At 53.0% G+C, this 24,045-nt stretch carries 20 protein-coding genes; 7 read left to right on the top strand and 13 right to left on the bottom strand.

From position 1 onward, the window contains the following. Window positions 1–98 precede the first annotated feature (98 nt). Window positions 99–284 (top strand): 50S ribosomal protein L28, encoded by a 186-nt coding sequence (gene rpmB / locus QTO31_RS06700; RefSeq protein ID WP_081910030.1) that lies wholly within the window; start codon window positions 99–101, stop codon window positions 282–284. A 157-nt stretch (window positions 285–441) separates the two neighbouring features. On the opposite strand, the gene pstB is transcribed toward rpmB, so the two are convergent. The 10 genes from pstB to QTO31_RS06750 all read right to left on the bottom strand — a co-directional run bounded on the left by pstB (window position 442) and on the right by QTO31_RS06750 (window position 14,784). Beyond that, window positions 442–1,242 carry a phosphate ABC transporter ATP-binding protein PstB gene (gene pstB / locus QTO31_RS06705; protein WP_035419455.1) on the bottom strand — a complete coding sequence of 267 codons (801 nt, stop codon included), beginning with the start codon at window positions 1,240–1,242 and terminating at the stop codon, window positions 442–444. Between the two features lie 18 nt (window positions 1,243–1,260). Next, window positions 1,261–2,217: a phosphate ABC transporter permease PstA gene (gene pstA, locus QTO31_RS06710; RefSeq protein WP_031460169.1), complete on the bottom strand. Its 957-nt coding sequence runs from the start codon at window positions 2,215–2,217 to the stop codon at window positions 1,261–1,263. Further along, window positions 2,217–3,131, bottom strand: coding sequence for a phosphate ABC transporter permease subunit PstC (gene pstC / locus QTO31_RS06715; protein ID WP_301428499.1), 915 nt, complete (start codon window positions 3,129–3,131; stop codon window positions 2,217–2,219). Before pstC ends, pstA begins: the two co-directional genes overlap by 1 nt. Before the next feature lie 103 nt (window positions 3,132–3,234). After that, on the bottom strand, window positions 3,235–5,325 hold the full coding sequence (locus QTO31_RS06720; RefSeq protein ID WP_301428500.1) for a PstS family phosphate ABC transporter substrate-binding protein: 2,091 nt from the start codon (window positions 5,323–5,325) through the stop codon (window positions 3,235–3,237). A 443-nt stretch (window positions 5,326–5,768) separates the two neighbouring features. Further along, a complete protein-coding gene (locus QTO31_RS06725; protein WP_301428501.1) occupies window positions 5,769–7,709 on the bottom strand; it encodes a choice-of-anchor Q domain-containing protein in 1,941 nt (646 codons plus the stop codon). A gap of 86 nt (window positions 7,710–7,795) precedes the next feature. Next, window positions 7,796–9,727 (bottom strand): peptidoglycan recognition family protein, encoded by a 1,932-nt coding sequence (locus QTO31_RS06730; RefSeq protein WP_301428502.1) that lies wholly within the window; start codon window positions 9,725–9,727, stop codon window positions 7,796–7,798. A gap of 12 nt (window positions 9,728–9,739) precedes the next feature. After that, window positions 9,740–10,705: a TerC family protein gene (locus QTO31_RS06735; protein WP_301428503.1), complete on the bottom strand. Its 966-nt coding sequence runs from the start codon at window positions 10,703–10,705 to the stop codon at window positions 9,740–9,742. A gap of 125 nt (window positions 10,706–10,830) precedes the next feature. Then, window positions 10,831–12,831 (bottom strand): GAF domain-containing protein, encoded by a 2,001-nt coding sequence (locus QTO31_RS06740; protein WP_081910028.1) that lies wholly within the window; start codon window positions 12,829–12,831, stop codon window positions 10,831–10,833. Between the two features lie 128 nt (window positions 12,832–12,959). Next, window positions 12,960–13,826 (bottom strand): ABC transporter permease subunit, encoded by an 867-nt coding sequence (locus QTO31_RS06745; protein ID WP_236631234.1) that lies wholly within the window; start codon window positions 13,824–13,826, stop codon window positions 12,960–12,962. A 22-nt stretch (window positions 13,827–13,848) separates the two neighbouring features. Next, window positions 13,849–14,784, bottom strand: a complete 936-nt coding sequence (locus tag QTO31_RS06750; RefSeq protein ID WP_301428504.1) for an ABC transporter ATP-binding protein — start codon at window positions 14,782–14,784, stop codon at window positions 13,849–13,851. 205 nt (window positions 14,785–14,989) lie between these two features. Between QTO31_RS06750 and QTO31_RS06755 the strand changes: the two genes are divergently transcribed. The 6 genes from QTO31_RS06755 (at window position 14,990) to QTO31_RS06780 (ending at window position 21,096) form a co-directional block, all read left to right on the top strand. Then, entirely contained in the window at window positions 14,990–15,511 is a 522-nt protein-coding gene (locus QTO31_RS06755) for an adenine phosphoribosyltransferase (RefSeq protein ID WP_031460160.1), read from the top strand. A 1,464-nt stretch (window positions 15,512–16,975) separates the two neighbouring features. Then, on the top strand, window positions 16,976–18,322 hold the full coding sequence (rho, locus tag QTO31_RS06760; protein ID WP_031458658.1) for a transcription termination factor Rho: 1,347 nt from the start codon (window positions 16,976–16,978) through the stop codon (window positions 18,320–18,322). A gap of 78 nt (window positions 18,323–18,400) precedes the next feature. Next, window positions 18,401–19,354 (top strand): TIGR00266 family protein, encoded by a 954-nt coding sequence (locus tag QTO31_RS06765; RefSeq protein WP_031458659.1) that lies wholly within the window; start codon window positions 18,401–18,403, stop codon window positions 19,352–19,354. A 337-nt stretch (window positions 19,355–19,691) separates the two neighbouring features. Further along, window positions 19,692–19,994 (top strand): YbaB/EbfC family nucleoid-associated protein, encoded by a 303-nt coding sequence (locus tag QTO31_RS06770; RefSeq protein ID WP_031458660.1) that lies wholly within the window; start codon window positions 19,692–19,694, stop codon window positions 19,992–19,994. Window positions 19,995–20,077: 83 nt separating this feature from the next. Further along, a complete protein-coding gene (gene recR, locus QTO31_RS06775) occupies window positions 20,078–20,692 on the top strand; it encodes a recombination mediator RecR (protein WP_031458661.1) in 615 nt (204 codons plus the stop codon). Window positions 20,693–20,724: 32 nt separating this feature from the next. Continuing rightward, window positions 20,725–21,096 (top strand): roadblock/LC7 domain-containing protein, encoded by a 372-nt coding sequence (locus QTO31_RS06780; RefSeq protein ID WP_301428505.1) that lies wholly within the window; start codon window positions 20,725–20,727, stop codon window positions 21,094–21,096. Here QTO31_RS06780 and QTO31_RS06785 read toward each other — a convergent pair. Genes QTO31_RS06785 through QTO31_RS06795 form a run of 3 tightly spaced genes read right to left on the bottom strand, consistent with a single transcriptional unit; the run spans window position 21,091 to window position 24,021 of the window. Continuing rightward, window positions 21,091–21,513 (bottom strand): DUF3037 domain-containing protein, encoded by a 423-nt coding sequence (locus QTO31_RS06785; protein ID WP_301428506.1) that lies wholly within the window; start codon window positions 21,511–21,513, stop codon window positions 21,091–21,093. The genes QTO31_RS06780 and QTO31_RS06785 overlap by 6 nt on opposite strands. Then, complete coding sequence (locus QTO31_RS06790; RefSeq protein ID WP_301428507.1) at window positions 21,494–22,270, bottom strand: HipA family kinase; 777 nt, start codon at window positions 22,268–22,270, stop codon at window positions 21,494–21,496. Before QTO31_RS06790 ends, QTO31_RS06785 begins: the two co-directional genes overlap by 20 nt. Continuing rightward, window positions 22,270–24,021, bottom strand: a complete 1,752-nt coding sequence (locus tag QTO31_RS06795) for an alpha-amylase family glycosyl hydrolase (protein ID WP_301428508.1) — start codon at window positions 24,019–24,021, stop codon at window positions 22,270–22,272. The genes QTO31_RS06790 and QTO31_RS06795 overlap by 1 nt, the downstream gene beginning before the upstream one ends. Window positions 24,022–24,045 lie beyond the last annotated feature (24 nt).

Genomic DNA, 24,045 nt, shown 5'->3' on the forward strand with positions numbered 1-24,045 from the left:
CCTGTCTCGTGGGTGTGGTTTGCCAAAGCGAATGCAATATGGTATAGTCTCACGGAGTATAACTACAAACAATCTTGTATCTTTTGGAGTGTGATACTATGGCAATATGTGAACTCTGCGGTAAAAAACCTTCATTTGGACACAATGTCAGTTTCTCAAAACGGCGGACGAACCGTATGTGGCGTCCCAATATTCAGAAGACGAAGCTGATGACGGCCAGTGGTCAACAAGTTCAGGTACGGATTTGCACTCGTTGTATGCGTACATTGGCGAAGACCCGCTAAGCTGATCGCTGATCCTCATTACGAGAGGCCAGTGTCCGGCAGGGACGCTGGCCTCTGCGCTTTTTTCATTATAGCCGATACGATGGTGACGTGCAAACAGAAACGTCGCCGTGTAAGTCAGCGACGTTCGCGACAGGGCAGGTTGAGCACGTGCGGTTCATCCGAACCGGCCCGAAATGTATTGCTCGGTACGCTCGTCTTTCGGATTCTGGAAGATTTGTGCGGTTGGGCCGTATTCGATCAATTGACCAGCCCGATCACTATCCATCAGGAAGAAAGCCGTATAATCAGAGGCCCGTGATGCTTGCTGCATATTATGGGTGACGATCACAATCGTATAGTTCCGACGCAGCTCGAACATTAGCTCCTCGATCTTCAAGGTCGAAATTGGATCAAGAGCCGAGCATGGCTCATCCATGAGAATCACTTCCGGCTCTATCGCGAGAGCCCGGGCGATGCAGAGGCGTTGCTGCTGACCGCCCGACAGTGACAAGCCGTTCTGATTCAGCTTATCTTTAACTTCATCCCACAACGCAGCACCACGCAGTGATCGTTCGACCAGTTCATCCATCTCACGTTTCGAGAGGCGCCAGCCATTGACGCGCGGGCCGTAGGCTACATTCTCGTAGATGCTCTTAGGGAACGGGTTGGGTTTCTGAAAAACCATTCCAATTCGCCGCCGTACATTGACCGGATCAACACCCGGTGCATAGATGTTTTCTCCGTGAAAGAGCACTTCACCTTCAACCCGTGCCGAGGGTACCAGATCGTTCATGCGATTAAAGGAGCGCAACACGGTGCTCTTACCACAGCCTGAAGGTCCGATCAACGCTGTGATGCGGTTCTTCTCAATTGCCAGATTAACGTTTTTGACGGCTCGAAATGAGCCATAGTAGACACTCATGTTTCGCGCTTCAAGCGCATTAGGGTTATTTTGTTCGAGATCGTGAACTGTCATCGCTAACCTTCACTTGTACTAATAACGTTTCTGGTAACGGATACGCAGGTAGATCGCCAGTGCGTTGATAGTCAGCAAAATTGCCAGCAATACCACAATACCGGCAGCCGCCAGTGCACGGAAATCATCCTGCGGTCGCGAGGTCCAGTTGAAAATCTGGATGGGTAACACTGTGAAAATGTCGAAGAGATTGCGTGGCAGGAACGGCACGAATGTCAGCGCCCCGATCGTGATCAGTGGTGCTGTTTCACCAATAGCCCGTGAAACGGCCAGAATACTGCCGGTGAGGATGCCGCCAATTGCTTGCGGGAGTACAACATACCAGGTTGTTTGCCAGCGAGTCGCGCCTAGGGCGTAACTGGCCTGACGCAGGCTTAGCGGAACAGCACGAATTGATTCGCGAGAGGCCACGATGATAATTGGCACGACTAGGAGGGCCAGGGTTAGCGCACCGGTTATGATACTACGACCGAGCATGAGCCAGCGGGCAAACACCTGCAATCCGAGCAAGCCGTAAATAATGGAGGGAACGGCTGCTAGATTACTAATATTAATCTCAACTAACCGGGTAAACCAGTTGTCGTTTGCATACTCTTCAAGATAAATTGCTGCTGCTACACCTAATGGAAATGCAAAAAGGATTGTGAGCGAAATTGTGTAGAGGGTACCAACAATAGCAGCTTTCGCCCCGGCCCGCTGCGCAAATCGCGAGTCGAAGTTATTGAAAAAATCCCAGGTTAACCAGTTCTGACCACCAGTAAAGATACCAGTTGCTCGGTTGATCACGTCAATGATGAGAATCGCCAGAACACCCAGGCCAAAAATGATACTGGCCCAGCCAAGGACAGATAAGATTGTCCCTTTGAAGTGACGCCATTTTAGATTGCCGCTTCCTCGATCTACCGTATCGGCGATGCTGGTGATCAGTTCAGCCGCCTCCTTGGCGTCATCCCGAAGTCGTTCCTGTGTAGACATTAATCGTAGACCTCCCGAAACTTGCGAACCATCCAGTAGCTGAAGATGTTGAGGATGAATGTAAAGAGAAATAGGGTAAAACCAACCGCGTAAAGCGTGTAATAACTCAATGAACCATACGGAGTATCACCAAGACTGACCTGTACGATGTATGAGGTCATCGTCATGACGGGGACTGTCGGATCAAATGTGAAGCGTGGATTCTGTCCGGCCGCGATTGCCACGATCATCGTTTCACCCACGGCTCGCGAGAAGGCCAATACTATCGAGGCTACTATGCCTGAAATGGCGGCTGGCGCTACGACACGGGTTGCCACTTCAAAGCGGGTAGAACCTAGACCATAAGCGGCTTCCCGTAACGAATTAGGTACCGCCGAGAGTGAATCTTCACTAAGCGACGCAACATATGGGATGAGCATAACACCCATAACAATGCCAGCGCTGAGTGAATTGAAAATGCTTAGGGTTGGAATAAAGTTTTTAAGAAACGGGGTAACTGTGGTTAAGGCAAAATAGCCGTATACGACGGTCGGAATACCGGCCAGAATCTCTAGCAATGGCTTAGTCGTTCGGCGGACATTGTCAGAAGCAAATTCACTGAGAAAAATAGCTGCTACCAACCCCAGGGGTACTGCTACCAAGAGGGCAATCGCCGAGGTTAACAATGTTGCCGATAATAGTGGCCAAATACCATACTTCTTTATTGAAAAGAGAGGCGTCCACTCAGTTTCGGTGAGAAATTCAATGATAGAAACTTCGCTAAAGAAGGCAATGGTTTCAAACAAGAGTGAGAAGACAATACCTATCGTTGTCAGAATAGAAACAGTAGCAGCGAGTAGCAATGCAATCTGGATCAGTTTTTCGCGAGTGTTACGCAAGAAGCTCGATTGTTTTTGGAGGTCAGTAACAGCCACGTAATCCTCCCTGAAAAGTGTTTCAACGTACCATCTCTAGCCTACCATAGAGATGCCGTATGAGCAAGGGAGAGAAACCCTTGCTCATACCGTGCCAACTGATTTACTTACCTAAATAACGGTCAAGCGTTAACCCAACCTCTTCACCGGGCTTCACCAGCGTGCCTACGACGCGGTCGTTAAAGCGCTTAGCAATGGCGGCGTAGAGTTGGTCTGACAGCTTGACATAGCCGACCTGGGGGGTCTGAATGATCGGTGTGAACTCTGAGCTGAGGTAGTAATTGACGAACGCCTGTACCTCTGGCCGCTCAGCCGCCTTCTTGTTCACGTAGATGAACAGCGGGCGTGACAGCGGGATATAGGTGCCGTTGGCAATCGTCTCGAAGCTCGGCTCGACACAGCCCTTGCCACCGTCGACACCAATCGGCTTGACCTTGCCTGGGTTCTCGACGACGTAGGCGTAGCCCAGATACCCGATGGCATTGACATCACCACTCACGCCGACAATCGTCACGTTGTCGTCTTCGGTGGCCTGGTAATCACCACGGCTTGCCTTGGCCTTGCCATTAATCGCCTCGGTGAAGTAGTCGAATGTCCCAGAGTCGGTACCCGCACCGAACAGCACGAGCGGTCGGTCGGGGAAGCTGTCACGAATTTGCTTCCAGTTCGTGATCACGCCTTGCGCCTCTGGTTCCCACATCTTCTTCAGCTCGGCCACGGTCAGACAGGTCACCCAGTTGTTCTGCGGGCTGACAATCACCGAGAGACCATCGAAAGCGACCGGTAGCTCAATGAACTCAATGCCATTCTTGGCGCAGGCCTCTTGTTCCTCCTGCCTGATTGGCCGTGACGCATTCGAGATGTCGGTCTCGCCGTTGCAGAACTTCTTGAACCCGCCACCGGTACCGGAAATTCCGACACTGACCCGCACATTCTGGGCGAGCTTCGAGAATTCTTCTGCGGCTGCCGCCGTCACAGGATATACCGTCGATGAACCATCGATGAGAATGTCGCCGCTCAGCTTGGTGTAATCGAAGGTTGGTACGCTCGATGGCAGTTCACCGGTCAAGTATCGATCAAGTGTGAGACCGACTTCCTCGCCGGGGCGCACCAGCGTGCCTACGACGCGGTCGTTAAAGCGCTTAGCAATGGCGGCGTAGAGTTGGTCTGACAGCTTGACATAGCCGACCTGGGGGGTCTGAATGATCGGTGTGAACTCTGAGCTGAGGTAGTAATTGACGAACGCCTGTACCTCTGGCCGCTCAGCCGCCTTCTTGTTCACGTAGATGAACAGCGGGCGTGACAGCGGGATATAGGTGCCGTTGGCAATCGTCTCGAAGCTCGGCTCGACACAGCCCTTGCCACCGTCGACACCAATCGGCTTGACCTTGCCTGGGTTCTCGACGACGTAGGCGTAGCCCAGATACCCGATGGCATTGACATCACCACTCACGCCGACAATCGTCACGTTGTCGTCTTCGGTGGCCTGGTAATCACCACGGCTTGCCTTGGCCTTGCCATTAATCGCCTCGGTGAAGTAGTCGAATGTCCCAGAGTCGGTACCCGCACCGAACAGCACGAGCGGTCGGTCGGGGAAGCTGTCACGAATTTGCTTCCAATTCGTCACCACGCCCTGCGCCTCCGGTGCCCACATCTTCTTCAATTCGGCTACGGTCAGACAGGTCACCCAGTCATTCTTCGGGTTGACGATCACCGACAGACCGTCGTAAGCAACCGGCAATTCGATAAACTCGATACCATTCTTAGCGCAGGCCTCTTGTTCCTCCTGCCTGATTGGCCGTGACGCATCTGAGATGTCGGTCTCGCCGTTGCAGAACTTCTTGAACCCACCGCCGGTACCGGAAATTCCGACGCTCACCCGCACATTAGGTGCTAACTTCGCGAACTCCTCGGCAGCCGCGGCTGTGATGGGATATACCGTTGATGAACCATCAACCAGAATATCACCCTGTAGTGAGGCATAGTCAGTAGTTGACGCAGCGGTCGGTGCTGGTGCAGCAGTTGGTGCTGGTGCTGTGGTCTGTGCTGGTGCAGCAGTTGGTGCTGGTGCCGTGGTCGGTGCTGGTGCGGCAGTTGGTTGTGCGGTTTGCTGTCCGCCACACGCTGCGATCACCGGCACGATTAGTGCCATCAACATGAGACCGTAGATCCATCGTTTTGCGTTTCGTACCATACCTGATTCTTCTCCTTTGGCTACTATCTGTAATGCTGCAAGCGTCCCTAAAGACCGGGGCAACTCGTTGCCCGGCTTACCACACTTCCTGGTGCGACACTCTAAGGGATGTCGTGAGTGACGCTTGCGACTATACGATACAAGGGTTGATTTAAGGAAGTATCATTGTATGATTAAGAAAATGTTAAATTGAGGTGAACATTCGCAGGATGAGCGTATTGGATACGACAACTCCGCATAACCGTCTCACGGTGTAACGGATGAAACCTGTCAATCATCAATCAATCGATGTACAATGGATGTAGGGGCATAGCAGCGCCATGCCCTGAAGCTCTTCGTGACCATTGTCGTGGATACCTGTAGGGGCGAAGCACCGCCTCGCCGTGAATCTCGTGAATCGCAGTGCATTCATCGCCGAGGTTCATCTGTTTGTGTGGTATGTGTTAGTTCGTGATAATCATCGGTAGATAGGCGCTATAAACTGTATCAACGACTAATACTTCTGCTTCACCAATTGCGCTGCCAGGACCACTTAGGGTAATTGTTAGCGAACCCAGATCAGCCACGTCGGTGATCGTCAATGTTACCCGTAATTGCTGGCTACTGAGCAATATAGTCGAACGTGGTTGTCCGTTGATGAAGGCCTGAGTTGAGCTGGTAAAATCCACCCCGTGCAAAAGCAGCGGTGGTGGTGGCTGATTACGAGCGATGAGCGGTGGATTGGCAATCAAGGGTACTTTTAATTCAAATGCCCCCAGATCACAGGCCTGAAGCTGTGGACGACTCATCCCACGTTGGTCGGTCGTTGGGCAGCCACTGCCGGCGTCACGTGCCGGACTGTTGGCAGGAATAGCCATTGTCAGGGTTGGGCCACCATTGTTGTTTAATGGTTGGAGGAATGGATCGCGAAATTGACTATCACCGGTTTGAGTGGGAGCACTCTTGCCCGCAAAACAGGTGACATCGTTCCAGAAATTAGCGCTGGTGAGACGAGGGGGATATTGTAGACTGCGACCATCATGCGTTAGTTCACGCGAACAATGCTGCTGAATCCTCCAGCCATTACCACCGTTGTCGGCAGTATTGTAGGCAAAGAGACTGTTGCTGACACTGCCGTTTCCCGAATGGCTGATCGCACCACCGACCCAACCGGCATAATTCTCGGCAAATGTACTGGACTCAATAACAAACGGCTCAGGACGGTTGTTCAGCACGTAAAGCGCACCACCGTTGGCATTGATACCGGTTCCTTCTGCGCGATTAGCAACGAAGGTTGAATTGACAATGCGCAGACGAACCTGCTGCGGAAAGGCAATTGCTCCACCTGAACCATCTTCACGCGGGTTTGCGTCGGCTCCTGGTGTACGCCGGGCTCGATTGGCGTGAAACAGACTGCCGCTGATCAATACCGAGGGATTGCCGGTACCGGTGCTAATCGCCGTACCACCGCCACCAATCGCCCCACCTTGCCCACGACTCCCGCCAACTACAGCGTTTGAAATAAATGAACTGTCAATGACCTCAAAACTACTACTGTCTTCATACAGATTCGCGTGAATGGCGCCACCGGAATTGTAAGCCTGGTTATCCTGGAAGCGACAGCGGACGATACGTAAGGTTCGGTTTGCTCCGCCGACCCCATCAGCCGAAATTGCACCGCCTAGACTGTCTTGGGGGCGGAAGCCGATTGCGGTGTTCCCCACGAATATACTATCTTCAACCAGCAGACTGCTTTGCAACAAATGGATTGCGCCACCGGCACCGTTGTTGGCGTGATTCCCCTCGAAGCGACTGTTAGTTACGATAACCGCCCCGCCCTGGCTGTAGATTGCACCACCGCCGTAATCGTAGGCGTCCTTTCCTGTCGGCACAGTCGTCAGTGTAGTTTGATTATCGCGAAAAATGACCCGATCAATAACGAGGGTGGGGGTGTAGGCGGGGTTAGCTGCTGCAAAATAGCTGCGGATTGCACCGCCGCTCCCTTTGAACGCCGATTGATCGGTGCCTCCTCCGCTGGCACGTCCACCGGTAATGGTAAGGTTACGTAACTCAAGTCGACTGGAACCGCTATTTCCGGTGGTGAAATGGTCGATAATCCGCCCGCCACCACCCTGAAGGGTAATCAGGCCCCCGCCATCAATAATCGTCTGGGCGGAGGTGATGATCAGGGGTGTCGGCAGCACAATGGTATGAGGTGCTGCACCACAGTTGAACGAAATCTCACCACCACCTGCGACTGCTGTGACGAGGGCTGTTGCCGTACAACTGGTTGGTGTGCCATCACCAACCACCTTTGTCTCTGCCCTGATAGGTGTTGCCGGCGCAAGGAACAAGGCAAAGATGAATAACAAACCCGTAAGACATCGCCAGCCTAGTTGATTCATAGCTTACCGTCATTTGCTGGTGAAACACGAATATGGTAGCGAAAGTACCGTTATCACTTCTGCGACCGATAACAGCCCTCTTTTCACTACTTCAACGCTTCGCGCAGGGTCGCCAGGGGTAATCCTATCAGTGCTTCATCATCACTACCGGCCAGACTCGTCCAGAGTACAATCGCATCGGGTGACAACTGGTAGCGCTCATCGAGCTGGCGCAGTAACCAGCAGAGTGCCCGTATCTGAGCGTCGGTATCACCTATGCTGCTCGCCGTTGGCCATCCAACCGGTCGTTCAAGCGCGATCCCAATGCTGATCCGGTTCAGGTTGTAACGTATTCCACTGCCGATGGCGAAACCGGCATGCCAGGCCGCCCTGGTTTCATCAACCAGACGATAAATTCGTCCATCGAGTCCAATCAGGTAATGAGTGGTGAAGCGCGCATGAAAATCGGTCATCGCGGCGATGGTGTCTGTTACGGCGCCGGGAATTGCGTGCAGAACGACCATACTTACACGCTCGCCACCACGCTCACTGAAAGCCAGTGCTGGCGGCGTTATCTGAATGATGGTCATTTCACCATCAATAGGTGGTTGAGCGGTTGTTGTCAATCGGGTACCGGTTGTGACCGGTTCTGTCGGTATCGCTGCTCCTAACACCGGCATTCCGTGTTGTCGAGCCAGATCACTCAGTCGCTTTACCTCGCTCCATTTCGGTACCACATTGTAGAGAACGTCGAGCGCAAATGGTTGCAGAGCGTAGGTTGTCTGTTCGAGCGTGATCTGATAGCTGTTTGCCAGCGGAACACCGATAGCCCACTGCCGGGCCAGTTGATGAAACGCCCAATCAGGCCGATAGGTCGTCCCGGCCTGCTTGTAGGTCTCCGCCAGTAGTGCATCACGGAGTTTCACCGTTGCCGCATCGGTAGCTGTACCAATCTGACTCAACCGACGCACGTCTTTCCAATTGGGTACCAGGTTGTAGAGGGTATCAACCGCAAATGCCTGGTACGCATACTGCTTCCCATCAACCGTGATCTGCGCACTTTTGCCAACCGGTGGCCCTAATCGTTGCGCAACAGCATATTGATGAAAAGCCCAATCGGGACGGAACGGCGAACCACCGGCCTGATAGGTTGCCTCCAGAAGTGCCCGTCCTAGACCACCTGCTGGAATACTCCCACCAAGCAACTCACTGAGCGTCTTCACGTCACCCCAGTTAGGCACTTCACAGTAGAGTGTGTCGCGGGCAAACGGTTGATAGTTGTATTCTTTGCCGTCTACTTTCAGGCGTGCGCTGGGTCCCATTGGCATCCCAAGCTGATGTTCGAGGGCATAGACATGGAAGGCCCAATCGGCGTTGTACCCCTGACCATTCGTCTTATGTTTGTATCCCTCTTCGAGCAGCACTTCGATCAATCGTTCATCATCGGGTGTTGGGGTGCCAATCTGACCGGGAGGTACGACAGGTGGTGCCGTGTTGTTGAGATATGCTTCTACCTGTGACCAAACCCACTCTTTCGTGACTGCCCAGCCAGGACAGCTCTTCTGGTTGGTATAGTCGCGGTGAAACGAGATCAACTGTCGCGGAGGTATCTTCAGACGGCGCGAGAGTTCTCCCATCACGGCCAGCGAATGCTCCCACACCTTTCCCGATGGTAAGACCTTATCGAAATAGCCGACCATCTCCAGTCCGATAGAATACCAGCCCTGGGCAAGCGATCCATTGCCGGTGCCTGCGTGAATCCCGATCTGTGACATTGGCGTGGCCAGCCAGATACCATCGGGACCGGCGAAAATATGGGGACCTGCTGTCCAGCCTTTTCCGGCGTAAAATCGCTGAATCCCGCGCATAGTCGTTAAACCGCGCCATGAAGCCTCATCTGGCCGGTAGGTGTGGTGTAAGACCAGGCGGCTCGGTGCAAGTTTACCAAAATCATAGTTAGCGACGTAGTCTCGCCATTCGGTGACGGTCAGCATCCGGTTGATGAACGGTGGTGAACCCTCAGTAGGAAAGTCGGGCATAAGACAGCTCCTTCATTGCAAGTCGGTTGCTTGCGACAAGCGGTGTGAACGGATAATTGATGCAATCACCGATACCAGCAGCGTCACGACGATCACCGATAGCGAGACGGTGGTGGGGATGTGCAGACCATGACCACCGGAGAACCAGCCGGTAATGAGCGGCGTTAGCATCTTGATCCCAATGAACGACAGAATAATGGCCAGCCCGAAGCGCAGGTAGTAGAACGACTCCATCACGCCAGCCAGCAGAAAATAGAGTGAACGGAGGCCCAGAATAGCGCAGATATTTGAGGTATAGACGATAAATGGATCGTGGGTGATGCCAAAAATTGCCGGAATAGAGTCAACGGCAAACAGAAGATCGGTACTTTCGACAATCAACAACACAAGGAAGAGCGGTGTTGCATTATAACGACCTTGCTCATGTACGAAGAAACGGTCGCCACGCATCTCAGTAGTTATTGGCAGGACTCGTCGTGCTAGTCGCACTAAAAGATTTCGTTGCGGGTCGACTTCAGGCTCATCATCCTGAAAAATTAAGCGAATGCCGGTAACCAACAAAAAGAGACCAAACAGGTAGAGAATCCACTCAAATCGTTCAACTAATGCCGCTCCGAGCAAGATCATTGTTCCACGCATGATCAGAGCGCCTAAAATGCCCCAAAAGAGGATTCGGTGTTGATATTGCGGTGGAACGCGGAAGTAGCTAAATAGAAGCACAAACACAAAAATATTATCAACACTTAACGAATACTCAACCAGATAGCCGGTAAGAAAATTCAAACCATCTTCGGGGCCACGCCACCACCAGATCAGAGCGTTGAATGCCAATGACAACGTGATCCAGACGACTGTCCATAAGCCTGCTTCCCGAAGAGAAACTTTGTGCGAATGACGGTGGAAGACACCCAGATCAAGCGCTAAAACAAGAAATACGACTGCGTGAAAGCCAATCCAGGCCCAGATTGTCGGTTCCACAATGCCTCCAAACGATATAACCCTACCTCATGCCAGGTATGTCTGTCCCGGTTACGTACTTGTTGCTATACCTGACCAGTAAAGGACAGCGGACTGGATTGCATAACTCGGGATTAGTCGCCCGTTCATCCCTCGATCCGCTCTTCATCAATGATGCGTTGCGGAAAACAGATCCGCGCTCGTGTCCAGCCCGCTTCGACATCACGAGTCAAACTAAACGAGCCGTTCAGATCACCCTTGACAAGCGTTTCAATGATTTGTAAGCCTAGCCCACTGCTCTGTCGTGATGGTGGTGGCGGATGCCTCGGCCCATCATCACGTACCTCAACCACTACCTGCCCATGCTTTAATACTGCTTCAACTTCAATTCGACCACCTTCAATACCTAACCCGTGCGTCAAGGCATTGTCAACCAGCTCATTAATGACCAGCGCCAACACCGTTGCATCGCGTGAACCAATGCGCACCTCATCACCAAGAAAGGCGAAGTCGACCCGAATATCTGTCTCGAACAGGGTGCTTTGCACGCTCTCGATGACTTGACGAGCCACCGCACTGACAGTAGTGACACCAATATCGTCACGCGAGAGAAGGTTATGAATAGCCGCAATTGCCTGAATACGTGCAGCACTCTCACGGAGGGCTTTCGCACCAGGACTGGCCGGATCAAGCCGACGCAACTGCATAGCAAGCAGGGCGGCAATCGTTTGCAGGTTGTTGCGCACCCGATGGTGCATCTCTTGCAACAGTGCCGATTTGATCCGTAACGCACGTAGACTCTCTTCGTACAGACGTGCATTCTCGATAGCTATCGCAGCCTCATCGGCGAAGGTATTTAAGAGGCGTACCTGTTCGTAATCAAACAGATGCGGCTCACGGCGATAGAGACAAATACCACCGATGGTGCGGCCTCTGGCCCGCAACGGCATACAGAAGAGTGAATAAAAATTCTCTTCACGAGCGACTGCCGGTAGTTGTGGAAACCGTGCATCCTGATAGGCGTTCATCACGGCCAGGGGTCGGCCATCGCGTACTGTCTGAATAATCAGATCGCGTACCCCATCGCCTTCACCACCATAACTGGCAACCAGTTTCAGCTTGCCGTCTTCACCTACCTGAAAGATAGATGCGCGGTCAACCTTTGAGAGATCAACAGCCTTTTCAACGATCAAATTGAGCACATCCTGTAGACCAATTTGCTCGGCAATCGACTTCGATACCTGTTGCAAAGTCGTCAACTCACGTAGCTTCTGGTGTAACCGTTCATCGGTTTGCTGATACAGTTTGGCATTCGCAATAAAAAACGCCAGTTCGCCGGCTGCTGTCTCAACAAACGATATTTCTTCTTGGGTAAAATCGCGTGGTACGATTGTCTGCACGTTAATCACGCCTTGCAATTTATCGGCGCTAAATTGAAACCGCTCGGCAGAGAAGAGCACAATCGGTACTGCCAGCATCGAACGGAACAGCTCTTCACCGAGTTGTGGTTCCCGTTGGTAACGTGAGTCTTTGTGCACGTCGTGTACAGCTACAGGATAACCCAACTGCGCAGCCCAGCCGGTCACTCCTTCGCCGAGTCGGGCCACGACCTGACCAACCGCCGCTCGATTTAAGCCGTGCGTTGCCCGTAAGACCAGTTCATCACGGTGTTTGTCGTAGAGGTAAATCGAACAGGCCTCGACATTCATCACCTGGGCTACCGTCTCGGCAACTGTTTGCAATGATGAATCGAGGTCGAGGGTTGAATTGGCTGCCGAGATGATGCGGTGTAAACCATCGAGCTGGGTTGCCCGCGCCACTAGCCGGGCTTCCCATTCGCGAGTGCGCTGCTCCTCTTGAGCGGCGCCGAAGGCCAGGAGTAACTCGCTCACGACGACCCCTTGTGCCATTGGGAGGTGGGCCGCAAGATGCAAACCCAACTCCGTTAGCACCTCAGCCGTTCCACCACAGATGTACCACTCTGTACCGATCTGACGGAGCAGGCTTAGCCGGATTGCAGGATCGGTGCGCTGCTCAAGGGCATCGATCAGCATACCAATCGATGGCATTGTCTCACGGATTGCCCCTATCAGATCGGGTGGTTGTGAGGTCAATACCTCATACATAGGCCGGGGCGTCACGTCCATAGATCACTCCCTATTGCAGGGTGGTGACGAGAGCAAGCGAATACCGTATTGCCAGTATCTTGGTCTCGGTTTCGTCGCTGCTCATTGCTTCCTTCTTCACTCAATTATATCCGCTCGCGCAAGTACATTTAGCGCCAACGAGTGAGAATTTCCTCACGCTGAAACACTCTCGCCGCTATCCAGATCAGACCAACAGTGAGGAGCAATAACAGTAGCGAGAAGTTCAGTCCCACGATGACATCAAGGACAAAAAGTCCCAACATCTGACCGAAAAAGAGCAACATAACCGGCACAATCAGCACACCAGCAATCTGCTGCGCACTGCGCGGATCGTTTACTCGGGAAGAGATCATAACCGTGAGCGCCACCGAAATTGCTGCCAGGAGTGGACTGGCGAAAATAAGCATAATCAACCAGCCAGGCTGGAAAACAAGCGTCGGCACCACCGGATCAACCACGACCAGCACCAGACCGATGGCGAAAATCGTGGCACAAAGCCATGTCAGTAGAATACCAGGAATGATTGCTGCCAGTACTTTTCCTACCAGTAACTCGCTCACCGTGATCGGTGCCGCTAACAATGGCTCAAGCGTTCGCCGATTCTTCTCGCCAACGATGCTGTATGAAGCCAGCACATTCGGAATAATCATCGGTAACAAGAGAAAGAGAACTGAAAACTGTCGTCCGAAGATGACCTGAGCCAGTGCTTCGAGCGACAGGTTTGCTAGCGTTGGATCAACCGCTGCCGCCGGAATGTCGGCTGTATCGGGATCACTGACGATCCCCATCGCAAAGATAAGCCCAAGCGTAAACAGCGGAAGGAGGAGTGGCGGCAACAACATTCCCGCCAGTAAACCGCGTGAACGTCGCAGTTCCAGCCACTCTTTGCCAATAATGACCTTGACCCGTTCCCAACGCACCATGCTGCACTCCTGCTCAGGTTTGTCGTCGTAAGCTCTCTGGTCGTAATGATCGTGGATGACGATTATTGTCATCGTTGACCCTTCGATTGTCCCCCTACTTGCCGATCGCTGACCCTTCTTGCATCAGCTCAAGATAGACGGTTTCAAGAGATGGTGTAAAGGGTTCAAGATAACGAATATCAGCGCCGGCGTTAACCAATGTTCGTACCAGCACCGGATTATCGTGTTCAGGATCGGTCAAACGAATAAATAACGTCTGTTCATCGGCGGTCACATCAATAACAAATGGTAATGCCTGCACAGTTGCCACCAGCGGCGCAGCCGGGCCGGCCAGCATGACTCGCACGCCAAGACCAAACAGGCGAGTGCGGAGATTAGCCGGTGTATCGAGCGAAATCAGCCGTGTGCGAAATACCGCGATCAGATCGCACAGCTCATCGGCTTCGGCCAGATTGTGGGTCGTTAGGAAGATGGTACGGCCGCTTGCCCGCAACGACTTGATCAGATCGCGCACGGCCCGTGCTGCTGCCGGATCAAGACCAGAAGTCGGTTCATCGAGAAAGAGCACTGCCGGATCGTGTAGTAAGGCGCGCGCAATTGCCAGTTTCTGGCGCATACCCTTTGAAAATCCGCCAACCGGTTCGTTGCGCCGCTCCCAAAGCTCAAACAGACGCAAATAAAAGGTTGCACGCTCGGTTGCCTGATCGCGCGAAAGCCCATAAAGACGAGCAAAAAAGACCAGATTCTCTATCGCGCTGAGTGCATCGTAAAGACCGGGTGTTTCGGTCAAAATACCGGTATTCGCCCGTACCGCCTCAGCTTCGGTTTGGATGTCAAAACCAGCTACACGGGCGCTACCGGCAGAAGGTGCTATCAGGGCACACAGCATCCGCACGGTGGTCGTCTTACCGGCGCCGTTAGGGCCAAGAAAGCCAAAAATGGTACCGATTGGAATGCAGAGATCGAGCTGGTCTACTGCGATCACTGATCGAAAACGCCGACTGAGTTGGTGGCATTCGATTGCATTCATACATTCATACCCGAATCGGAGATCTCATCATCTGCTCATTGTACTACGCCGGGCAATATACCACCAGATGCGAGAAAATGATGCTATGATGAAACAGGCATGATCAAACTTAAATAGTGAACAGAAGCACATACTATTGCACGTGCACGTCATCGAATTCTCTATAATAGCGTGTGGGCAGACGATCAGTAAAGATGGAGGGCGTATGACGCAGCAAGATTTGGCCAGTCTGATCAGAAACATTCCCGACTTCCCCATCCCCGGTATTCAATTTAAGGATATTACAACGCTTATCGGAAATGGCCCGGCGTTCAGTGAAGTGATTGACCGTCTGCACGAGCGTTACCGTGATCAGCATATTGATGCAGTAGTAGGAATTGAGTCGCGTGGCTTTATCTTCAGTGCCCCCCTTGCCTATCGGCTTGGTGTTGGCCTGGTGCCGATCCGAAAACCAGGAAAACTGCCAGCGGCAACGTATCAGATCGAATACCAGCTCGAGTACGGCACCAATCGACTTGAGATTCATCGCGATGCGTTTCAGCCAGGGGCACGGGTATTAGTTGTTGATGATCTGCTGGCAACCGGAGGTACCATTGCTGCGGCATGCGATTTAATCGAGATGGCTGGCGGGCGAGTTGCTGAACTGGCTTTCGTGATCGAGCTAACCTTCCTCAACGGCCGCGAGCGCTTGCGCGATCGCTCGGTCTTCTCGCTCATCCAGTTTTGAGGTTGATGGCGCTACGCCCGATGCAGGGGTAGGAGCAGACACATGCTCCTACCCGCTTTGGTTATCCAGTATGGTCAACATCTATCAGCACACGCCACGCACGAGGAGGGCTTTTCAGCGTCGTCGGCTTGTTCAACGACCGGTCAATACCGAAGAACACCATGCACTTAGCGCCTATCCGAATAATTGTCTCACAGTACAGCGGATGAAACCTGATAGATGTACGGCACAGCACCACTGCGCCCCAACCGAATCTTCTTCTGCGATAGGAATGTCGGTGAGGCGTTGCCTCGCCCCTCCTCGTGAATCGTATTACATCCATCGACGAGGTTCATCTGTCGTGAGGTGATGATAAATTCATTCGGATAGGTTTTTACTACCGAGGTGCCCTGGGTGCGCGGGCTTCCAGCCCGCAGGTGAGCTGCACTGGCTGCGCGGGCTTCCAGCCCGTAGTGGGGGCGGGTTTGAAACCCACCCCCACCATGGTGCTACTGATGCCCTGGGCGTGTAGGCTTCCAGCCCGCAGGTAAGCTGCGCTGGCTCGTGCGGATCGGTTTGTACTACCGAGGTGCCCTGGGCGTGCGGGCTTCCAGCCCGCAGGTGAGCTGCACTGGCTGTGTGCGGATCGGTTTGTACTACCGAGGTGCCCTGGCTGCGCGGGCTTCCAGCCCATAGTGGGGGCGGGTTTGACACCCGCCCCCACCATGGTGCCACCGAGGTACCCTGGGCGTGCGGGCTTCCAGCCCGCAGGTGAGCTGCACTGGCTGCGTGCGGATCGGTTTGTACTACCGAGGTGCCCTGGGTGCGCGGGCTTCCAGCCCATAGTGGGGGCGGGTTTGACACCCGCCCCCACTATGGTGCTACTGATGCCCTGGGCGTGCGGGCTTCCAGCCCGCAGGTGAGCTGCACTGGCTGTGTGCGGATCGGTTTGTACTACCGAGGTGCCCTGGGTGCGCGGGCTTCCAGCCCATAGTGGGGGCGGGTTTGACACCCGCCCCCACCTGTGTGGTGTGCAATTAGAACCAGGCCTTCCCAATGCAGAGACGATCTGCTTCGGTGCACCAATGAGCGTCTGGGTCTCTCACCTCGCTGTTCACCGAACTTCTCTCGGCTCGGGTGAAAACGTTGAAAACATCCTCCTTCCATCGACAGTTGCCTTGATCTTGACATTTGTGTTATACTATCGCTAAATCCCAAACGCAACATATGTGTCTCGTCCTGAGATGACAGCGCTGATGGCGCTACAGTGATTTCCCCAGTGTTACATTGCCGTTCCGGCACTATCAGGTATACATCTACGAATTCGAGTACAAATTACAGGTCTCATCATCAAGAACAAAGTCTGCTTTGCCATGCTGTCATTCTTTCATCTGCAATCTCACCATCTGACAGATTAGGTTGAGGTACTCTTCACTTTCGATACGTTTATCTGTTTCTGAATGTTTCCAAGGAGAATGTGTCGTGATGACGGTTGCTGAACTTGAAACGAAGACGCTCGCGGATCTGCGCGAAATGGCGCGTAAACTTGACATTTCAGGGATTAGCTCGCTGAAAAAACGTGAGTTGATCGACAAACTCATCGAAGCTCAGAATGCGAAGCAGATGATGAACACCGCACCAACGGTTGCGGTTGTCGATCCTCCTCCTGTTGTCGAGAGTAATGCCGTCGATAGTACCATTGTCGAGCGCGGTGCTATCGAGTTTGGCACGATTTATAGCGACGGTATCCTGGATATTATGCCGGAGGGTTTTGGCTTTCTGCGCGGCAACCGGATGCTTCCCAGTCCTGAGGATGTGTACGTCTCGCAATCTCAAATTCGACGCTTCGCTCTCCGCAGCGGCGACCGGATTTGGGGGCAGATTCGTCCGCCAAAAGAGAATGAACGCTACTATTCGCTCCTGCGCGTCGAGAAAATTAATGAACAAGATCCGGAAACTGCCCGTAAACGTCCATTCTTCGATCAGCTTACACCAATCTTTCCTAACGAACAGATTAAGTTAGAAACCGAGCCAAACCTCTTGCACACACGCCTGGTTGACCTGATTGCTCCTATCGGACGTGGGCAACGTGGTCTCATCGTCTCGCCACCCAAGGCAGGGAAGACGATGCTGCTCAAGGCGATTGCTAACGGTATTACAACCAATTACCCCGATATTACGCTCATGGTTTTGCTCATCGGTGAACGGCCAGAAGAGGTGACCGATATGCGGCGTTCGGTACGCGGTGAGGTGATCTCTTCGACGTTTGATGAGCCGGTCGAGAACCACACAAAAGTTGCCGAAATGACGCTTGAACGTGCAAAGCGGCTGGTGGAAATTGGGCATGATGTGGTGATCTTGATGGACTCGATCACACGTCTGGCGCGCGCCTACAACGTCGCGATGCCGCCGAGTGGTCGTACTCTGTCTGGTGGTATTGATCCGATTGCGCTGTATCCGCCGAAGCGATTCTTCGGTGCTGCCCGGAACATCGAAAACGGTGGATCGTTAACGATTATCGCCACCTGTCTTATTGATACAGGATCGCGGATGGACGATGTGATCTACGAGGAATTCAAGGGCACCGGGAATATGGAGCTGCACCTTGATCGGAAACTGGCCGAAAAGCGCATTTTCCCCGCTATCGATATTCAGCGTTCTGGGACACGACGTGAGGACCTCTTGCTCAGCCCTGAAACGTTACGCCAGGTGTGGACGTTACGCCGCATGGTGAGTATGCTTGGTGAAAATGAGGGCACGGAGCTGATGCTGACTCGGATGGCGAAAACAAAATCGAACGCAGAGTTTTTGCAGACATTGAGTAAGAGCTGACCCAATGCAACTTTGCCCATACGCGATACGTACAGAATGGTGCAGGGATGTGCTAGCCCGTCAAGAAGGAGGTTTCTGATGAATTGTCCACAGTGTGGCGCTCCGGTAGCCCCTAACACTCGTTTTTGTACCAACTGCGGCGCACGGTTAATGCCGGCGTCATCAACACCGACGCCACCGCCACTGGTGCCGCCTTCTGGTACATCTGCCAGTATGGCTGATGTCTATGATAACCGCCCTGGCGAGCGGATCGACCTACCGGATCCACCGATTGTTGGCACCGGCGTTGGGGCAAGTGGCTTACGCTACAAAATTATTGGGACGACGATGCAGGCAGTGGTCCTCGAAGTCCCCGCTGGACAGACGGTCTTTTCTGAACGTGGTGGAATGAGCTGGATGAGTGCCAATGTGCAGATGCAAACCAACATGGAGGGTGGTCTGGGAGGCGCTTTCAAGCGCATGTTCTCCGGTGAGTCGATCTTTATGGTCAACTTCACTCCACAAGGTGGACCGGGGATCATCGGCTTCTCAGCCGAATTCCCGGGGAAAATTGTCCCGCTCAACCTGGGGCCTGGTCAGACGATGATTTGCCAGAAAGATGCCTTTATGTGCGCCGAACGTAGTGTATCGCTTGATATTCACTTCCGCCGCAAACTCGGCGCCGGGTTATTCGGTGGGGAAGGGTTTATCATGCAAAAGATTACCGGCCCAGGCCTCGCATTTGTTGAACTTGACGGTGAGATTGTTGAGTACACGCTCGAAGCTAACCAGATGCTGAAGGTCGATACCGGCCATGTGGCAATGTACGAACCAACGGTCAACTTTGATGTAGAGATAGTCCGTGGTTTCAAGAACATCCTCTTTGGCGGCGAGGGCCTGTTCCTGACTACTCTCCGTGGGCCGGGGCGGGTTTGGCTCCAGACGATGCCAGCAATGAATCTTGCCAAGAAACTGGCCCAGTATATGCCGTCTACAAGTGGTTCAAGTGGTGGAGGGGGGATTAATTTTGGCAATCTGTTCACGAATGATTAGCATAGGCCTGAATATTCCTTATACCGACAGTTGCCCACTGCTATTCCTCCCTTCCTCGCCCAAAATGGCCGAGGAAGGGAGTAGAGGTGAGAGGGTTTTTCAACATTTCTGGTATGTTTGATATGTCATGCCATCCCTATCTCTCACGCTCTCTTCGCTCCGAGACGTCCTCACTGTTGGCTGAGCGCTGCTGCATTGGATAACAACTTCGGTTAGAATATTGCTGTACAGTCATTGAGGAGTGTGGTACGCTACATACACAACAGGTACTATTTAGTACGGAAGACGGATAGGGGCTGTCTGGCGTGGGGGAAGTGTACGACAAAGGAGTGAGTTTATGAATCAGCGGCAACTGATGCAAATGGCCCAACAAATGCAGCGCCAGATGCAAAAGGTACAGGAAGAATTGGCGGCCACGATTGTTGAAGGAACTGCTGGTGGCGGTGCAGTGACGGTCAAAATGAACGGTCACCGTGAAGTGCAATCGATCACTATCTCACCTGAAGTTGTTGACCCCAACGATGTTGATATGTTGCAAGACCTCTTGCTCGTTGCGATCAATGATGCCTCACGGAAAGCTCAGCAACTGGCCGAAGAGCGAATGCAGCCACTAACTGGTGGTCTCAAGGGGCTATTCTAGGCCAATATGGTATTCGGTGCGGAATACAGTGATGTCGGGGAATAACCCCTGGCATCAGTTTTATTCGCGTGGGAGCCTATGGTATGACTGCGCGTCCTGAACAATTGATAGCCCCACCGGTGGCGCGCCTGATCGAGGAGTTTGCCAAGCTACCCGGCATTGGCCCAAAAACTGCCTCGCGTCTTACCTTCTTTCTCTTGCGTGCCGAACCAAAGCAGGCTCAGGCTCTCGCGCAGGCCATCCTCGACGTGAAAGAACAGGTCGGCTACTGTCGGCGCTGTTTCAACATTACGGTGGGTGAGTTGTGCCCAATTTGTCTCGATCCATCACGTGATCAGACGAAAGTTTGTGTCGTTGAAGAACCGCTCGATGTCCTGGCCATCGAGCGCACCGGTGCGTACCGTGGGTTGTATCACGTGCTCCACGGCCACATTGCTCCGCTTGAAGGAATATACCGTGAGGATCTCAAGATCGATGAGTTGTTAACTCGTATTCGGAGTGAACCGATACAGGAAGTGATCCTCGCTACAAATCCCAATACTGAGGGTGAAGCAACTGCTTTTCTGCTGCTCCGTGATCTGGCGCCGTTGGGTGTGCGGGTGACGCGCCTGGCGCGCGGATTACCAACCGGGGGCGATCTCGAATGGGCCGACCCGGAGACTCTCGGTTCGGCATTTGAAGGACGCCGTGAGTTGTAAGGGAAACCGAGCTATCTCTCATTCAGACAGGTATGAATGTGAATACCATTCTCAACGAAGCCATTGCCAGCGTGAAAGGGGCACAGTTTGCCGGTATTGTCGGCACCGATGGGTTAAGCGTGGCAATGGCTTATCATCCGAATGCCGCAGAACTCGATGTTGATATTGAACTCGCTGAACTGGAATTGGCCGATCTAACCTCACGTGCCGCGGCAGCCGCTAATCGGATTGGCGCCGGTTATGTTCGTGATCTGGTGCTGGAAACCGATGCCATGCTTATGCTGGCAACGCAGATCATTCCCGGTTACTATGGCGTACTCGGCGTGTTAAGTGAAATTGCTAATTTGGGCAAGGCTCGCTTTGCGCTTCAGGCGATGGTAGAACGAGTGCGGGTTGAGTTATAACCTGCTGTTGGTTGCGCCAACCACGAGCTGCCCCGGCCATAAGACCATTTGCCGAAAGATGTGATCGAGCATCTTCTGCGGTGACTCGCATAGTCCACAATGAACTGCTGAAGGCTGGATCATGGTACTGCGTGTCGCTGTGAGCCAGCGGAATCGTTCGTAGAGCGGAAGTTCGCCAATCGGCCCGGCCTTGGTGCCACCAGTGCAGACGACCTCAAACGCATGTAATTGCTCACGCACCGGTACCAGATCGAGATCAGGCCAGAGTGCGGCAATGCGTGCCTCATCGAGGTGAATACGAATACCTAGAAACCGTTGTTGTCGGCAGAGCAGCACCACACCAATGTTGATCCGTTCACCTCGTTCGACCCGTGGTACCAGACGCAACAACGCATATTCAAAGGCGCTCGCGGGCATCGATAGCCTCCTGTACAAATGCACGTGGTGCAGTCAGCCGCAGACCGAGATATTCTACATAGGCCGCTCGATGAGCTTCGACGGAAGGGAAGCGGTGATCGACCAGCCATTCCTCAGGGACATTCGCCACAATGTTCCAGAGTAGCTCTGGCGTGATCCGGCTTGTCAGTTCGCGGTCGGCGGTTTCCAGCTCGGTAGCGATGGGTAACAAGACATGATCCCGAATCCGGCTGAAGGGGTTACGGGCACGCTGTTGATAATCTTGCCATGTGTAATGCATGTACAACGACGCACCGTGATCGATGAGAAAAAGCTGCCGATGCCACCAGAGCAGATTTGTATTGCGCGGTGTACGATCAACATTCGTGATAAACGCATCAAACCAGACAATGAGTGACGCAAGTCTCCTGTCGAGGGTGCGGGTTGCGACTGGATCGAACGCTAACGCACCGGGTAAGAAATCGACCGCCAGATTCAAGCCAGCACTAGCGGAAAGCAGGTCTTGTATCTCACGGTCGGGTTCGTTGCGGCCTAATGCCGGATCGATATCGATAAATACCAGTTCAGGGATCGGTAAGCCAAGCGCACGGGCCAGTTCACCACAAATCAGTTCAGCTACCAGTACTTTTGGCCCTTGTCCAGCGCCGCGAAATTTTACCACATACAGTCCATCATCGTCGGCTTCAACAATTGCTGGCAACGATCCACCCTCGCGTAAAGGTGTGACATAGCGAGTTGCAGTTACTCTCCGTACCATCAGCGCTCCAGCTTGAAGATATACCCGGTTTGAGCCGGAATTTCGGTAAATGGCTGATAATCAACAATGACACCATTATCAATCGTTAGTGTCGCTGCCGGTGCTGGTGGTGTGCCGAAGAGCGTGGTCAATTGGTAGGCACCACCTGGCAAATCGCTGCTGTCCAGCGTCAGACTGAATGGCCCGGCAGGAGTTTTGTCAAAATTAATCATCACTAATACTATATTATCACCGCTCCGTCGGATATAGGCGGCAATACCGGCGCCTTTAACGGTTAGTGGCCAGAAATCGCCGGTTGCCAGTGCGGGAGTACCAACATGGAGATGAATTAATTGCCGATACGTGTTCAGTAGCGAGTCGGGGTCTTGATCTTGTAGCATCACATTCTTTTCCGGATAGTCGCGCTGCGGAAGCTGCCAGGGAATACCGGACGAAAATCCACCAAACTCCTCCTTCGTCCACTGCATCGGAGTACGGATGCGTTCATCTGGTTTGACGCCTAGCATCCCAATCTCCTCACCATAGTAGATGAAGGGTAAACCCGGCATGGTCAAGAGTGCCAATGCGGCAAGTTTCGCTTTTGCGAAGTCGTTGCCCAGTACCGACATCACCCGATTCTGGTCGTGATTGGTCAGGAAAGGCGCCCAGCGTTGGTAAGGAAGTTTGGTGTAAGCCTCTTGTACTGCTTGCATAAACAGACGCGCTAAGCCGGTATTGGCCGCTCCGCGAATCTGGTTGGCTACTTCAAACTCAAAATAGTAGTCAAGTTGATCGGGATAATACGGCGCCAGGGTGCGGGGATTCCCGTTGAAGACTTCACCAATTGTGAAGGTGCCCGGCAGTTCGCGCTCGAGAAAGCGGCGAAACGCACGCAGCCACTCAAATGTTTCAGCAGTGTCTTCCTGAAGCGTATGGTATTCAACCAAATGCTTAATGGCGTCAAGGCGGAAGCCAGCAACTCCCATTTCTTCAACCCAGAAGCGTGCAATCTTATATGCTTCCGCAGTTACGGCTGGATTCCGGTAGTTGAGATCAGGCATGCCACCCCAGAAAACGCCGTAGTAGTATTCATCACGAACGGGCGATTTATGCCAGACCACATTATTGCCAAACGGGCCGCGATAGCCAGGATCGATGGCCGACCAGAGATACCAGTCACGGTAGGGTGAATTCGGATCGCGTAACGCTTCCTGAAACCAGGGATGCTGGGTGCTGGTATGGTTCAACACCAGATCAATAATAATCTTGATACCACGTCGTTCGGCTTCCGCTACCAGACGCTTGAAGTCATCATTAGTACCGTAGTCGCGTTCGACCGTGTAATAGTCGATGGTGTCATACCCATGGTAACTTGCAGCTTCGGCTACCGGCATCAACCAGATACAGTTAATCCCTAGATCGGTAGTTGTGGTCGGATCGCCATCGTTCAGATAATCCAGTTTGGCAATGATCCCGTTAATATCACCGATTCCGTCACCATCACTATCGTAAAACGAGCGCACGAAGATTTCGTAGCAGACCGCACCATCCCACCAACCGGCTGCAAGCGGAAATGGAGTAGCTGTCGGGCCAGGGGTTATCCGCGGTGGCAATGTCGGCAAACGCGGATCACGGGTCGGCGTTGGTGGCCGGTTACTCGTTGGCGTGTTGACCGTGATCGGAGTGGGTGATGAGTCGGTTGATGGCGCTGCTGGCATCTCACACGCTACAAGCAAGATGATCATCAGCAGGGTACATACTGTTCGGTGCATAAGCAATCGTTTCATTGTGAATTA

This window comes from Chloroflexus sp. MS-CIW-1 (assembly GCF_030444705.1).
Taxonomy (GTDB): domain Bacteria; phylum Chloroflexota; class Chloroflexia; order Chloroflexales; family Chloroflexaceae; genus Chloroflexus.